12 protein-coding genes are annotated in these 14,188 nt (G+C 67.0%); 4 read left to right on the forward strand and 8 right to left on the reverse strand.

What is annotated here, in order from left to right; genetic code table 11:
* Positions 1-13 precede the first annotated feature (13 nt).
* Complete coding sequence (locus tag CJ028_RS12475) at positions 14-1,606, reverse strand: protoporphyrinogen/coproporphyrinogen oxidase (RefSeq protein ID WP_105035547.1); 1,593 nt, start codon at positions 1,604-1,606, stop codon at positions 14-16.
* Positions 1,607-1,616: 10 nt separating this feature from the next.
* Complete coding sequence (hemE, locus tag CJ028_RS12480) at positions 1,617-2,723, reverse strand: uroporphyrinogen decarboxylase (protein ID WP_439099044.1); 1,107 nt, start codon at positions 2,721-2,723, stop codon at positions 1,617-1,619.
* Between the two features lie 72 nt (positions 2,724-2,795).
* On the opposite strand from hemE, the gene CJ028_RS12485 reads away from it, so the two are divergent.
* A complete protein-coding gene (locus CJ028_RS12485; protein ID WP_105035548.1) occupies positions 2,796-4,160 on the forward strand; it encodes a glutamyl-tRNA reductase in 1,365 nt (454 codons plus the stop codon).
* Here CJ028_RS12485 and CJ028_RS12490 read toward each other — a convergent pair.
* Both CJ028_RS12490 and CJ028_RS12495 read right to left on the reverse strand, forming a co-directional pair.
* A complete protein-coding gene (locus CJ028_RS12490) occupies positions 4,157-5,197 on the reverse strand; it encodes a zinc-dependent alcohol dehydrogenase family protein (protein WP_105035549.1) in 1,041 nt (346 codons plus the stop codon). The two genes, CJ028_RS12485 and CJ028_RS12490, sit on opposite strands and share 4 nt — an antisense overlap.
* A 44-nt stretch (positions 5,198-5,241) precedes the next feature.
* Positions 5,242-6,627, reverse strand: coding sequence for a glycine--tRNA ligase (locus CJ028_RS12495; protein WP_105035550.1), 1,386 nt, complete (start codon positions 6,625-6,627; stop codon positions 5,242-5,244).
* Positions 6,628-6,789: 162 nt separating this feature from the next.
* Here CJ028_RS12495 and CJ028_RS12500 point away from each other — a divergent pair, with 162 nt between their 5' ends.
* The 3 genes from CJ028_RS12500 (at position 6,790) to CJ028_RS12510 (ending at position 10,571) form a co-directional block, all read left to right on the forward strand.
* Positions 6,790-9,075 carry a carbon starvation CstA family protein gene (locus CJ028_RS12500; RefSeq protein WP_105035551.1) on the forward strand — a complete coding sequence of 762 codons (2,286 nt, stop codon included), beginning with the start codon at positions 6,790-6,792 and terminating at the stop codon, positions 9,073-9,075.
* Positions 9,072-9,302, forward strand: a complete 231-nt coding sequence (locus CJ028_RS12505; protein WP_439099045.1) for a YbdD/YjiX family protein — start codon at positions 9,072-9,074, stop codon at positions 9,300-9,302. The genes CJ028_RS12500 and CJ028_RS12505 overlap by 4 nt, the downstream gene beginning before the upstream one ends.
* 69 nt (positions 9,303-9,371) lie before the next feature.
* The gene (locus CJ028_RS12510; protein WP_105035553.1) at positions 9,372-10,571 is read left to right on the forward strand and encodes a putative hexosyltransferase; all 1,200 of its coding nucleotides are present in this window, start codon (positions 9,372-9,374) and stop codon (positions 10,569-10,571) included.
* Between the two features lie 3 nt (positions 10,572-10,574).
* On the opposite strand, the gene xylB is transcribed toward CJ028_RS12510, so the two are convergent.
* The 4 genes from xylB to CJ028_RS12530 form a co-directional block, all read right to left on the reverse strand.
* On the reverse strand, positions 10,575-11,966 hold the full coding sequence (gene xylB / locus CJ028_RS12515) for a xylulokinase (RefSeq protein ID WP_276309385.1): 1,392 nt from the start codon (positions 11,964-11,966) through the stop codon (positions 10,575-10,577).
* Positions 11,967-12,156: 190 nt separating this feature from the next.
* Positions 12,157-12,948, reverse strand: a complete 792-nt coding sequence (locus CJ028_RS12520; protein ID WP_105035554.1) for a hypothetical protein — start codon at positions 12,946-12,948, stop codon at positions 12,157-12,159.
* A gap of 31 nt (positions 12,949-12,979) precedes the next feature.
* Entirely contained in the window at positions 12,980-13,816 is an 837-nt protein-coding gene (locus CJ028_RS12525; protein WP_105035555.1) for a hypothetical protein, read from the reverse strand.
* Positions 13,813-14,157, reverse strand: a complete 345-nt coding sequence (locus CJ028_RS12530; RefSeq protein ID WP_240607236.1) for a PadR family transcriptional regulator — start codon at positions 14,155-14,157, stop codon at positions 13,813-13,815. The genes CJ028_RS12525 and CJ028_RS12530 overlap by 4 nt, the downstream gene beginning before the upstream one ends.
* Positions 14,158-14,188: the final 31 nt, after the last annotated feature.

A 14,188-nucleotide genomic window follows, 5' to 3' on the forward strand; every position in this document is an offset into this window, starting at 1 on the left:
TGCACAGTTTCAGTTAGAGGTCTGGTGCCGTGATCGTGAGGCCAAGGGCGGCGTGCCGAATGCGGTCGCCGGCTTCGAGGGCGTGCGGAATGACCGAGGCCAGGCCGGTTCCGGCCAGCCAGGCACCGGTGATCTCCAAGGCGGGGGTGGCCGCGACGGCCTCGCGCACCTGGTGGGCGCGTTCGGGCGCGCCGAGGGTGGCCGGCGACAGGGCGTCACGCCACTCGGTACGGGCGAAGGCGCGAACGCAGCTGGCTGGCAGGGGTACACCGAGCAGGGTGGCCGCATCGTGCAGGGCAAGCGACTGCAGTTCGTCGTCGCTGAGATCGTCGGTGGGGTTGGGGTGGCCGGCCCGACCATAGGACAGCCGCACGACGTGGCGGCCGGGACCGGCGGCTTCGGCGACCCAGGCCCACTTCGCGGTGACGTGGGTGAGCGCCTTCGCGGTGACGTCGGGAGCGTCGATCGAGACGAGCACGCCGGTGCCGCGCGGATGCGCATCGAGGGCGGGCGCGTCAAGCACGAGGGAGGTGAGGGTGACCGCGGTCGGGGCGGGCCAGTCGAGTTCGGCGAGCGCATCGAACCGGGCGCCGAGCGGGTTGACCAGCCGCAGTGCCTGAGCGCCCTGGGTCGCGATGATGACGTAGCGGGCAGTGAGGGTCTCGGTGATGTTCGCGGGGGCGGCGGGGTCGAGCGGGGCGGCGGGGTCGGTCGGGGCGGCCGGCGCGGCATCCGCTCGCCGGGTGACGGTGACAGCCCAGGTCGGCGCATCATCGCTGCCGGAGCGAGCCAGGGTATCGGCCGTGGTGCCGGTGAGGATACTCACGTTGTGACGCTGGAGGGAGGTCACGATGGCGGCGGGCAGACTCGCCATGCCGCCGAGCAGTCCGCCGACGTTGGAACCGGCCGGGGCACCGGAGCGCAGGGCCGATACCGCGCCGGAGAGCGATCCGGCGGTGGTGAGCGCACGGTTGAGTCCGGGGGCGACGACGTCGATCTCGAGGTCGACGGCGCTCGTGGTGTAGACGCCAGACGCGACCGGTTCCACGAGCCGGTCAAGTACGCGCTGGCCCATGCGCTTTTTCACGAGGTCACCAAGGCTGTGTTCGCGACCGATCGTGAGCACGGGCATGTGCCGGTCGAGGTAGGCGCGGATGGACCCCTTCCAGCCGATGACGCGGCGCACATCGTCGGCGAGTGGGGAACCGGGAATTCCGAGTACGCCGGCCTTGGGCAGCGGAACGCTGACCGAGGCATCCGCTGACGGACGGGGGAGGGCACGACCGGCGGCGATCTTCTTCGAGCGGGCTCGGGACGGCGAGCCGGTGTTGAGTGCGGGCAGGTGCAGCCACGCACCGGCCACGTTGGGCGTGACGATCTGGTCGGTGAGCCCGAGATCCTCAACGAAGGCGGCCACTGTTCCCCCGCGCACCGCAAAACTTTCGGCACCGCTGTCGAGACTGAGCCCGTCGAGAACGTGGCCGGCAACCGGGCCACCGACGGTATCCGTTGCTTCGATGATGGTGACGCTGAGGCCAACCTGGGCGCATTCGCGGGCGGCGACCAGGCCGGCCACTCCCCCGCCGATCACGAGAACATCGATCATTCTGCTGCTCCTATTCGGCCGCGCTGACGTCGTGCACGAGGCTGACCAGGCGGGTGAGCACGTCGGGGTCGGTGTCTGGCGGCACGCCGTGACCCAGGTTGAGCACGTGCGAGGGCGCACTGCGTCCGCGTTCGAGCACGTCGCGCACGTGCGCTTCGAGCACTGGCCACGGAGCATTGAGCAGGGCCGGGTCAACGTTGCCCTGCACCGGAACGGCACCGCCCAGTCGGCGGTTGGCCTCATCGAGCGGCACCCGGTAGTCCACGCCCACCACGTCGGCACCGATGTTGTGCATTTCTTTGAGCAGTTCGCCGGTGCCCACGCCGAAGTGCACGATGGGCACGTTGCGGTCGCTTTCGGCAACGCTGTAGGTGAGGTCACGCACGTGGGCGATCGCAGCGGCCGACGCTGGTGCAACGGATGCCGCATAGTCGGCCAGCGAGAGCGCTCCGGCCCACGAGTCGAAGAGTTGGGCAGCGCTCGCGCCGGCGAGCACTTGCGCCCGCAGGAACCGACCGGTGACATCGGCGGTCCAGGCCATGAGCTTGGCCCAGGCCTCGGGTTCGGCGTGCATAAGCGTGCGGGCGTGGATATGGTCCTTCGACGGCCCGCCCTCGACCAGGTAGGCGGCGAGGGTGAACGGGGCACCAGCAAACCCGATGAGCGGTGTCGACCCGAGTTGGGAGACGGCGAGCGCGACGGCAGCGCTGATCGGCGCGAGGGCCGTTTCGAGCAGGGCGGGGTCGAGGGAGGTGAGCTCGTCGACATCCGCTGAACTGCGCACGGCCTTGCCCAGAACTGGACCCTTGCCGGCCACGATCGACACGTCGACACCGACGAGCTTGAGGGGAACGACGATATCGCTGAAGAAGATTCCGGCGTCGACGTTGTGGCGGCGCACCGGCTGCAGCGAGATTTCGCTCGCCAATTCAGGGTCAAGGCACACGTCGAGCATGCGCGTTCCGACCCGCAATTCGCGGTATTCGGGCAGCGATCGCCCAGCCTGGCGCATGAACCACACTGGGGTCACAGCCGGCCGAGTGCCCTGGTAGGCCTGAATCAGGCGAGAGTCGGCGGTGAGGCCGGTGGAGAGTGGATGCTGCGCGTCGAGGATCATCTCGACCATTGTCTCAAACATATGTGATGGTGCGCGCCGGAAGCGTACAGCATTGAGTCGTAGAATCGGGTAGTGCTAATTCTTTTGTCCGCCAGTCATAAAAACTCCACCTTCGATGTGCTGGAGAGATTGTCTGTGGGCGGGGGCTCGTCGGCCACGCGCATGGTTGAGCAGCACGGGCCACTCAGCGGTGCCGTCGTCGTCGCGACCTGCAACCGCTTTGAGGCCTACCTCGACCTGGATGAGCCCTATGGCGTGTCACCGTTGCCCGCAGTGTTCGCCGCCATTGAGGCCGTGAGCGCCTCGAGCGGTCTCGACGCCGACGTTTTGCGCGATAATCTCACCCTGGTGCACGGCAACGGCGTAGCCGAGCACCTGTTCGCGGTGACCAGCGGGCTCGAATCGGTTGTGGTCGGTGAGGTCGAGATCGCCGGCCAAGTGCGCCGCGCGCTCGAGCAGGCTCGGGCCGACGGCACCACGAGCCCCGAACTTGAGCGCCTGTTTCAGCGGGCCTCGCAGACCTCGCGCGGCGTCAAGAATCGCACCGGCATCGGTTCGGCCGGCCGCTCGATCGTGCGACTGGCTCTCGAACTAGCCGAAAGCCGGGTCAGCGACTGGTCGAGCGCAAGAATCCTGCTGGTGGGAACCGGCCGCTACGCCGGCGCGTCTCTCGCCGCCCTGCGCGACCGCGGAGCCGAGAACGTGCGAGTGTACTCGCCCTCGGGTCGGGCCGTCGGCTTCGCTACTTCGCACGACATCGACGCCGTTCCCGCCGAGGATTTCGCCGCCGAGGTGGCCCGTGCCGACGTCGTCGTCACCTGCACCCTGCGCGATGACCACGTGATTGACGCTGCCCTGATCACCCGTGGCCGCGGCGAGATCGGCACGGACCCGTTCGCGATTGCCGGAGCCACCGCCGACGCCCCGGCTCGCCTGTGCCCGGCCGATTCCGGCCCTGAAGCACCGCCGCAGCTCATCATCGACCTCGGTTTGCCCCGCAACGTCGCCCCTGATGTCACCCTGGTTCCCGGCGTCGAGCTTCTCGACCTCGAGACCATCAGCATCCACGCCCCACTCGAAGAACTCAATGCCACGACCGAGGCCCGCGAGATCGTGGGCAAGGCCGCGCGCAAGTTCTCCGACGTCGCCGAAGAACAGAGCCTCACCCCGGCCGTCGTGGCCCTGCGCAGCTACGTGTTCGAGCTACGCGACGCCGAGATCGCCCGGGCTCGCAGCCGCGGGGACTCGAGTGAGGCCACCGAGTCGGCCCTGCGCCACCTGGCCGGTGTGCTGCTGCACACCCCCATGGTGCGCGCCCGCAACCTCGCCCGCGCGGGTGAGCAGGACGCCTACCTGACCGGCCTCGACGCCCTGTTCGGCATTGACGTCACACTGCCCGTCGCCGGCGCAGCGGATGCCGGCGCAATCGCCTCCTAGCTCAGCGCGATCAGGGTGACCCCGGCCGGCGAACCGGGCGTGGACATGGCGGCGAGGGCCGTCGGCGCTTCGGCCAGGGTGATGCGGCGGCTGATCAGGTCCTGCGGGCGCAGTCGCCCGCTCAGTACGAGATCGAGCAGCGCTGGATAGTCGTGGGCGGGCATACCGTGGCTGCCGAGCACGGTCAGTTCCCGCGCTATTACCGTGCCGAGCGGCATCCGCGGGTCGTCGGCCAGTAGCCCGATCTGCACGTGCCGTCCCCGAGTAGCCAGCGAGCGGATGCTGATGGCCACGGTATTCTCGCGGCCGAGCGCCTCGAGGCTCACCTGCGCGCCGTCCACGGTGAGCGCTCGAATGCGATCGACCACCTCGGAGTCGCTGAGCCCGGCCGAGTTGACCACGTGCGCCGCCCCAACGCGGGTCGCCGCCTCGAGCGCGTCGGCACTGATATCGACGGCGATGACCGTGGCGCCGAGCGCCTGCCCAATCATGACCGCGCTGAGGCCCACTCCGCCACAGCCGACGACCACGAGGGTTTCGCCCGCCTCGAGGCCCGCCTGGTGCACGAGCCCGCGATACGAGGTGGCGAACCGGCAGCCAAGTAGCGCAGCGGCCCCGGCGTCGAGATCGTCGGGGATGGCGATGAGGTTCACGTCGGCATGGTGCAGCGCGACCCGCTCGGCGTAGGATCCCCAATGGGTGAAGCCGGGCTGGGTCTGGTTGCGGCAGACCTGCCCATTGCCGGCGTCGCACTCCGGGCACTCGCCGCAGGCGCAGACGAAGGGCACTGTTACCCGCTGGCCCACCCGAAATCGGCGCACCAGCGGCCCGACCGCATCGATCACGCCGACCAATTCATGCCCGGGAACGTGCGGCAGCGCGATGTCGGCGTCGTGGCCGAGCCAGCCGTGCCAGTCACTGCGGCAGAGGCCGGTTGCCTCCACTCGCACGATCACGCCGGCCGCGCTCAAACGCGGCTCCGGCAGCTCGCGCAGCACCGGAAGAACACCGAACTCTTCGAAATAGACCGCTTTCATGGTCTTATTCTGCCTGACGGATGCCTGCGCATCCGTTTTGAGGGCTAGGCGCCGCGCAAACGCACCGCGAGGTAGGCCTCGAGCTCGGCGAGCGGCACGCGCTCCTGCGCCATGGTGTCGCGGTCGCGCACGGTGACGGCCTGGTCGTCGAGCGAGTCGAAGTCGACGGTGATGCAGTACGGCGTGCCAATCTCGTCCTGGCGACGGTAGCGGCGGCCGATGGCTCCGGCGTCGTCGAAGTCCACGTTCCAGAGCTGGCGCAGGTTCGCGGCGAGTTCGCGCGCCATCGGCGACAGCTTCTCGTTGCGCGACAGCGGCAGAATGGCGGCCTTCACCGGTGACAGACGCGGGTCGAGCTTGAGCACGGTGCGCTTGTCGACGCCGCCCTTATTGTTCGGAACCTCTTCTTCGACATAGGCGTCGACCAGGAAGGCCATCAGTGAACGGGTCAGGCCGGCGGCCGGCTCGATCACCCACGGCGTCCAGCGCTCGTTCTTGGTCTGGTCGAAGTACGACAGATCCTTACCGGATGCCTTGGCATGGGTCGACAGGTCGAAGTCGCCACGGTTCGCCACGCCCTCGAGTTCGCCGAACTCGGTGCCGGTGAAGCCGAAGCGGTACTCAATGTCGACGGTGCGCTTGGAGTAGTGACTGAGCTTTTCCGCTGGGTGCTCGAACAGACGCAGATTCTCGGGGTTGATGCCGAGGTCGGTGTACCACTTCATGCGGGTGTCGATCCAGTACTGGTGCCAGGTCTCGTCAGTACCGGGCTCGACGAAGAATTCCATTTCCATCTGCTCGAACTCGCGGGTGCGAAAGATGAAGTTTCCGGGGGTGATCTCATTGCGAAAGCTCTTGCCGATCTGGCCGATGCCGAACGGCGGCTTGGAGCGCGACGCCTGAAGAACGTTGGCGAAGTTCACGAAGATGCCCTGCGCGGTTTCGGGGCGCAGATAGTGCATGCCGGCCTCGTCGTCGACCGGGCCGAGATAGGTCTTGAGCAGGCCGGAGAAAGCGCGCGGCTCGGTCCAGATGTGCCGGTTGCCGCAGTTGGGGCAGGCGATGTCATCGAGGCCGTTTTCGGGCGGACGGCCCTTCTTCTCCTCATATTGCTCTTCGAGGTGATCGGCGCGAAAACGCTTGTGGCAGCTCGTGCACTCGATCAGCGGGTCGCTGAAGACCTCAACGTGACCGGATGCCTCCCAGACCTGGCGAGGCAGGATCACACTCGAGTCGAGGCCGACGACGTCGTCGCGACTCGTGACCATCGAACGCCACCACTGCTTCTTGATGTTCTCCTTGAGCTCGACGCCGAGGGGCCCGTAGTCCCAAGCAGAGCGGGAACCGCCGTAGATCTCACCGGCCTGAAAAACAAAACCGCGGTGGCGGGCGAGGGCGATGACGGAATCAAGATGAGTGGGCGTCGCCACGGTGGCTCCAATGGTCGAAGGCGCAGAATGCGGGCGAGTGCCCGGATACCCATTTTACGCACTCGATCTGGCCCTTTTCCCGCCACGGTGCTGAGCCATTCTCGCATCGAGGTAACGTAGAAAGGCAGATTCACAGCATCTGCGTTGGCTCAAGGAGGAGAAATGGGCGCCGCGTCCAGCACGTCAGAAGGCACGACCACACAACCGACCGCTCTGAAACGGATTCCGCACGACCTCGCGGTCGCCCTGGATCCCGAGGAGCTGGCCGCCCACGATCGCCAGTGGACACCCCTGAAAATTGCGATCTGGTCGGCTATTTCACTGCTCGGTGGCCTCAGCTGGGTCATGCTCGCCGTCGTGCGTGGCGAGACCGTGAACGCGATCTGGTTCGTGTTCGCCGCGATCTGCACCTATCTCATTGGCTACCGTTTCTACTCGAAGTTCATCGAGAAACACATCATTCGCCCCGACGACCGTCGGGCTACCCCGGCCGAGTACAAGGCCGACGGCAAGGACTTCGCCGCGACCGACCGCCGCGTATTGTTCGGCCACCACTTCGCCGCCATCGCCGGCGCTGGCCCCCTGGTCGGCCCCGTGCTGGCCGCCCAGCTTGGCTATCTGCCCGGCACCATTTGGATCATCGTCGGCGTCGTTCTCGCCGGTGCTGTGCAGGACTACCTCGTGCTGCACTTTTCCATGCGTCGCGGCGGCCGATCCCTCGGCCAGATGGCTCGCGATGAACTCGGTGTGATCGGTGGCACCGCAGCCCTTATCGCGACCCTCGTGATCATGGTGATCATCGTTGCCATCCTGGCCCTCGTGGTGACGAACGCCCTCGCCGAGAGCCCGTGGGGCGTCTTCTCGGTCGGAATGACCATCCCGATCGCGCTGTTCATGGGTTGCTACCTGCGCTTCTTCCGCCCGGGGAAGATCACCGAGATCTCGATCATCGGTTTCGTGCTGCTGATCGCTGCCATCATCGGCGGCGGCATGGTCAACGGCTCCGAATGGGGCCAGACCTACCTGCTGCTCGACAAGGTCACCATCGCCTGGGGCATTATCATCTACGGCTTTATCGCCGCGATTCTGCCGGTCTGGCTGCTGCTCGCCCCGCGCGATTATCTGTCGACGTTCATGAAAATCGGAACGATCGGCATGCTCGCCGTGGCGATCGTCATCATCCGCCCGGAGATCAGCGTGCCGGCCGTCAGCGAATTCGCCACGAGCGGCACCGGCCCAGTCGTGGCCGGAACCCTGTTCCCCTTCCTGTTCGTCACGATCGCCTGCGGCGCCCTCAGCGGTTTTCACGCGCTCATCGCCTCCGGCACCACACCCAAGCTCATTCAGAAGGAACGTCAGACCCGCTTCATCGGCTACGGCGGCATGCTCATGGAGTCCCTCGTGGCCATCATGGCTCTCGTTGCCGCGCTGTCGATCGACCGCGGCATCTACTTCGCCATGAACTCCTCGCCCGCCCTCACCGGCGGCACCGTGCAGGGCGCGGTCGCCTTCGTGAACGGCCTTGGCCTCACCGGCGTCAACCTCACGCCGGACATGCTCACCGACATGGCCACCAACGTCGGCGAAGAAACCATCGTCTCCCGCACCGGCGGCGCGCCGACGCTCGCTGTCGGCCTCTCGCACATCATGCAGCAGCTCGTCGGCGGCACCTCCATGATGAGCTTCTGGTACCACTTCGCGATCATGTTCGAGGCCCTGTTCATTCTCACCGCAGTGGATGCCGGCACCCGCGTCGCCCGCTTCATGCTGCAGGACAGCCTCGGCAACTTCTTTCCGAAATTCAAGAACACCTCCTGGCGTCCCGGCGCCTGGGCTGCAACGGCCGTCATGGTCGCCGCCTGGGGAGCCGTGCTGCTGATGGGAGTGACCGATCCGCTCGGCGGCATCAACACGCTGTTCCCGCTGTTCGGCATCGCCAACCAGCTGCTCGCCGCCATCGCCCTGGCCGTGTGCATGGCCATCGTCGCCAAGCGTGGCCTGTTCAAATACCTCTGGATCGTCGCGCTGCCGCTGGGTTTCGCCGCCGTGGTCACCATTTCTGCCTCGTTCCTGAAGATCTTCTCAACCACCCCCGGCATCGGCTACTTCGCGCAGAACCGCGCGTTCTCCGACGCCCTCGCCGCTGGCGAAACGAGCTTCGGGACTGCGCCGAACGTTCTCGCGATGGAGGCTGTTGTGCGCAACACGATGGTGCAGGGTGTGCTGTCCATCATCTTCGTCGTGCTCTCGATCATCGTTATCCTGACGGCGATCCAGGCCACCGTGCGCGCGTACCGCCAGCGCTCGAACGCCACGAGCGAGGATGATGCCGTGCAGTCGCAGATCTATGCTCCGGCTGGCTTCATCATGACCCCGCCCGAAAAGGTACTGCAGGCCGAGTGGGATGCCCTGCCCGTGCACAAGAAGATCACAATCAAGGGTCACTGATGACCCTTCTGGCGGGCGTCCGCAGGGGCGCCCGCGGCGTGGTCTGGTATCTCAAAGGGGTTCTCGGTGAGGACGCTTATGAGAAGTATGTGGCGCACCACGCGAGTGAATGCGAAACGGATGCTGAGGTCGGCGGCCACGCGGAGCATCCGCTCCTGACCGAGCGCGAATTCTGGCGGGACCAGACTGACCGGCAGGATAAGAACCCGCAGGGACGCTGCTGCTGACTGCCGGCGCGTGCTCGGCCACGGGCGGCCCTGCTCGATCGGCCGCTGCGGCCCGGCTAGTCTGGGGCGATGACATCGGGGGGCGGGGCGCGGCGCACAAGCGCGCTCCGCACCCGCCTCGGGCGACTGCCGCCGTGGGGACTCGTGCTTCTGATCTGGGGCCTGTCGCGGCTGCTCACGACCACACTGCTCGGCACGCTGTTTGCCGTCGCCTCGCGGGCTGGCTGGACCTTCGCGAGCTATCGCCGCGACCCGAACTTCTTCACGTTCTCAGGGTCGTGGGATAGCTCGTTCTACCGGCAGATTGCCCTGCACGGGTATCCGACCGAGCTGCCGACGGATGCGAGCGGCAACGTCGAGCCGAATGCCTGGGCGTTTCTGCCGGTGTTTCCATGGCTCGGGCGCGGTGTGGCGGCGCTGACCGGCCTCGACTTCTACGTGGCGGGCGTGCTCGTGGCGACCCTGTTCGGGGCCCTGGCCGCGCTGGCTCTTTACCGCCTGCTGGAACCGCGCGTCGGGCACTATTCCGCGCTGTGGGCGGTCGCCCTGTTCTGTTTCGGGCCGCTGTCGTTCATTCTGCAGGTGGCCTACGCCGAGAGCCTGCTTCTGTTCCTGGTGTTCGCGAGCCTCTGGACGATGATGCCGCGGCACTACCTGCTGATGATTCCGTTCGCCGCGGTGGCCGCGTTCACTCGGCCGGGCGTGCTCGCGCTGTCGCTCGCCCTGGCTCTCGTGCTGCTGCTGCGCTGGCGAGAACGCGAGCTCTTCCCCTGGCGTCAGCGCTTTGCGATCGTGGCCGCCGGACTGAGTATTGCCGCGGCCGGGCTAGCCTGGCCGCTCGTGGCCGGCGCCGTCACGGGCGTGCACGACGCCTATCTCGCGACCGAGCTGTCCTGGTGGACCGGCTTTGTCGGCCGGGTCGAATTCGTGCCGCTCACACCGTGGTTCCTGATGGCCGGTCGTTACCTCGGCGTGGCCGGCATCGTGCTGGTTCTGCTGCTCGTGGCCGGGTGTGGCTGGTGGTTGTCGCGGCGGGCGCTGCATCCGCTTCGGCCGGAGGTGGTGGCGTATTCGGCGAGCTACGGCCTCTACCTGGTGGCCGTGTTTCTGCCGCAGCAGAGCCTGTTTCGCCTGCTGCTGCCGCTGGCACCGCTGCTCGGTGAGCCGGCGATCGCCCGGTCGAGGCCGCTGCGTCGCGGCCTGCTGGTCGGGTCGATCGCCCTGCAGCCCGTGGCGATCTGGCTGCTCTGGTTTATCGGGTACCCGTAGCGTTCACACGCCGTAGATCAGGCCGCGCTGCTCGGCGTACCGGGCGCGCACGTCGACGGCCCAGTCCCGGGTGGCCGAGGGCGTAAGTTCGGTCGCGATCTCGCGCTTCCACTCGGGAAAGCTCCCGTCGAGCGCCCAGGCGGCCTGCCGGGCAGCGCCGAGGGCCACGTATTCGCCGGGGGCTGGCAGCACGACCGGCACGCCGAAGACATCCGCTGCGATTTTCTGCACGGCGGGCGACTGTGAGCCGCCACCGATCAGAATGACCTGCCGCACGGGCACGCCCTGGCTGCGCAGCGAGTCGAGTGCGTCGGCGAGGCTGCAGACCAGACCCAAAACGGATGCCTGGGCCAGATTTTCGGGACGCATATTGCCCCGGCGCATGCCCGTGAGCGAGCCGGTGGCGTCCGGCAGGTTGGGGGTGCGTTCGCCGTCGAGGTAGGGCAGCATGAGCAAGCCGTCGGCGTCGATCGGGGCGCTCAACGCGAGGGCACCGAAGCGCTCAATGTCGACGTCGAGCAGGCCGGCCGTCGCCACGAGCGTGCGGGCACCGTTGATGGTGGCTAGCAGGGGAAGCTGGCCGCCTGCAGCGTCGGCGAACCCGGCGACCGAGCCGGAGGCATCCGCTATCTGAGCAGCGGTGCTGGCGAACACGGTGCCGCTCGTGCCGATCGACACGATCACGTCGCCTTCTTCGGCCCCGAGGCCGAGTGCGGCCGAGGCGTTGTCGCCGGCGCCGGCCGAGACGATGACGCCGCCGCTGGTAACCCCGGCCCGCTCCGACGGGCCGAGCACACGCGGAACCCGGGCTGCGCGGCCAAGGGCGGACTCGAGCAGATCGAGGCGGTACTCGTTGCTGTGCACCGAGAAGTAGCCGGTGCCGGAGGCATCGCTGCGGTCGGTTGTGGCCTCCGCGGGCCGGCCGAGAATGTTCCAGGTGAGCCAGTCGTGCGGCAGCAGCACCTGCTCGGCTCTGGCGGCGAGCTCGGGCCGGTTCTCGTGCAGCCAGGCCAGCTTCGTTATGGTGAACGAGGCGACCGGCACGACGCCGACCTCCTCAGCCCACATCGCGGCGCCGTACCGCTCGGTGAGCGCTTTCGCCTGCGGGGCACTGCGCACATCGTTCCAGAGCAGGGCGTCGTGCACGGGCATGCCGGTGTCATCGAGGGCGACCATACCGTGCTGCTGCGCGCTCACACCGAGAGCGAGCACGTTCTCAGCGCCGGCTGCCGCGTCGGCGCCTCCGGCTTTCTCGAAGGCCTCCCACCAGCGCTCGGGGTTGATGCTCGTGCCGTCGGGGTGGGGTGCGCTCTGCAGCTGCAACAGCTCGCCGGTGTCGGCGTCAACGCTCACAACCTTGCAACTCTGGGTCGAGGAATCGACTCCGACAACCACACGACGATTCAGTGCCAACGTATCTCCTTTGAAACCTAGTTGTGATCAGCCTAATCGCCGGCGGCATCCTTCTGCTCCCAGGTCGGCTGCGCGCGCCGAGCCGTGAGTTTCAGGCGCCGACCCGTGAGTCTTCACCCGTTGAATCGATTAAATCGGGGTTAAATCGGGGTGAAACTCACGGCTCGAAAGGCTAGCGCTCGAGCGGCTCACCGAACAGCGCGAACAGCCAGACCACGATCGACAGAATCACCATCCCCCAGGTGATCGCACCCAGAAACAGGCGAGTGGAGATCGACGGGCGCACCTCGGGCGAGCCGCCCGGGTCGACAATCGCGTCGTCGTGCAGGGAATGGCGCGCCTGGCTCCAGATCGCCGGGACGAGCACGAGCAACGCAGAGACGATCACGATCGGCAGAGCCGGCACCGTAAGGAGCGCGGCGCCGTTGCCCCACCGGCCGAGAGTCAGCGAGGTGGCTAGCCCCAACAGGGCCGCGACCACGACCATCCACGGGCGAAGGCGCAGACGTGCGAGCACCTTGAGTAGTGTCGGCACGATCACCACGACAATGACCACGGCAACCACGACGACGAGAGTGACCAGATCGAGCTCGACCGCCTCGCCGTGCACGAGCGGCAATGCTGAAAGCAGGAAGCCGAAAAGCCCGAGCACCCCGAGACCGGACAAGAGTCCCCCACGGTTCACCCGGCGCAGAGGGATGGTCTCAAGGCCGAGCTCGGCCGCGTAGCGTCGGGGGCTGCCGAAGCAGGCCTCGGCGCTCGTTCCGGCATCGGCGAGAAACTCTCGGGCGCTGGCCAGGGCATCGCCGATGTCGCTGCCGGGCACGCCGAGCAGCCGCAGTTCGATGGTGAACTCGTCAAACCAGGTGGCGTCATCCGTTTCGATCGCGGTCGAAAGCGCCGCCTCTTCAGAGCGGATGCCGGCCCTACCGCTGTCGGGATCGCGCGGGTTGCTGGTCGTCATGATTCGGCCTCTTCTGTTGCTGGATCGGACATCAATTGTTCGGGTAGAGGGCGAATATGAGCACGAAGCTGATAGCACCATAGATGACCATGATCCAGTTGGCGCCCACGGCGAATAGGCGCACCCCGAGGGACGGGAGGGTCGGGGCACCGGTGCCCGGCTCGATGATCAGATCCGCCTGCAGGTTCTGGTGCACCTGGTTCCAGATCGCGGGCGCCAGCAGCAGGATTCCGGCCCCGATGGCGACCGGCAGTGCCGGAACGCTGAACAGCACCGCCTGCCCCCACCAGACGCTGAGCAGAACCGGACCGAAACCGCCGAATGATACCCCGGCCACGATCAACCCCACCGTTCGCGGGCGGTTCCGCGCGCGCAAGAGAACGGAAACGATTCTCGGCAACAGGCCCAACACGAGGAGCGTCACCCCGAGGGACACGACCATCCACAGTCGTACGGCCAGACCGTCGTCACCGCCCGCGAGGGGGTATGCCGTATAGCCGAGCACCACCAGCCCGATCAGCCCGATTCCGTTGGTCAGTAATGCCTCCGTAATCGACTTCCCTGCGTCGGGAAGTGTCGGCAAATCGAGCTCGACGGCGTAGCGGGCGGCGCTGCCAAACGACTCCTCGGCACGGGCGCCGGAATCGGCGAGAAACTCGCGGACGCTGGCCACGGCATCGCCGATGGCGGCGCCGGGTACCTCGAGCAGGCGCAGTTCGATCGTGAAATCGTCAAGCCAGGCCGCGTTGTCGGTCTCCCGTGCGGTTTCAGTCACGCTGATACCGGCTGGGTCGCCGAGCGAGTCGACAATGCCCGTGTCGGCGTTGCCGGAATCGCTGCTGTCGTGATCGTGCGGGTTGCTGGTCATGATTCGGCCGGCCCTTTCTGCAGGTGGTCGTGCACGGTAGTGGAGAAAAGTTGCCAGTGAGCGGACTGTTCGGCCAACTCACGCTGTCCGTCGTCGGTGAGCGAGAAGTATTTGCGCCCAGGTCCCCCGGCGCCCGGTCGCCATTCGGCGGCGATCCAGCCGGCCGCCTCGAAGCGAGTGAGCAGCGGATAAAGCGTGCCGCCCTTGATGGCGCCGAACCCGGCCGCTTCGAGCGCGGTCGCGATCGCATAGCCATAGGTCGGGCCGGGCGCGAGCGCGCGCAGCACGCAGAGGCTGAGGGCCGCGCGCATCCAATCGGCTGGCCAGGGTTTCGGTTGCACAACTACATAGTTTCACTAGTTAGTCAGCCTG

It is taken from the genome of Cryobacterium aureum, assembly GCF_002954245.1.
Classification (GTDB): Bacteria; Actinomycetota; Actinomycetes; order Actinomycetales; family Microbacteriaceae; genus Cryobacterium; species Cryobacterium aureum.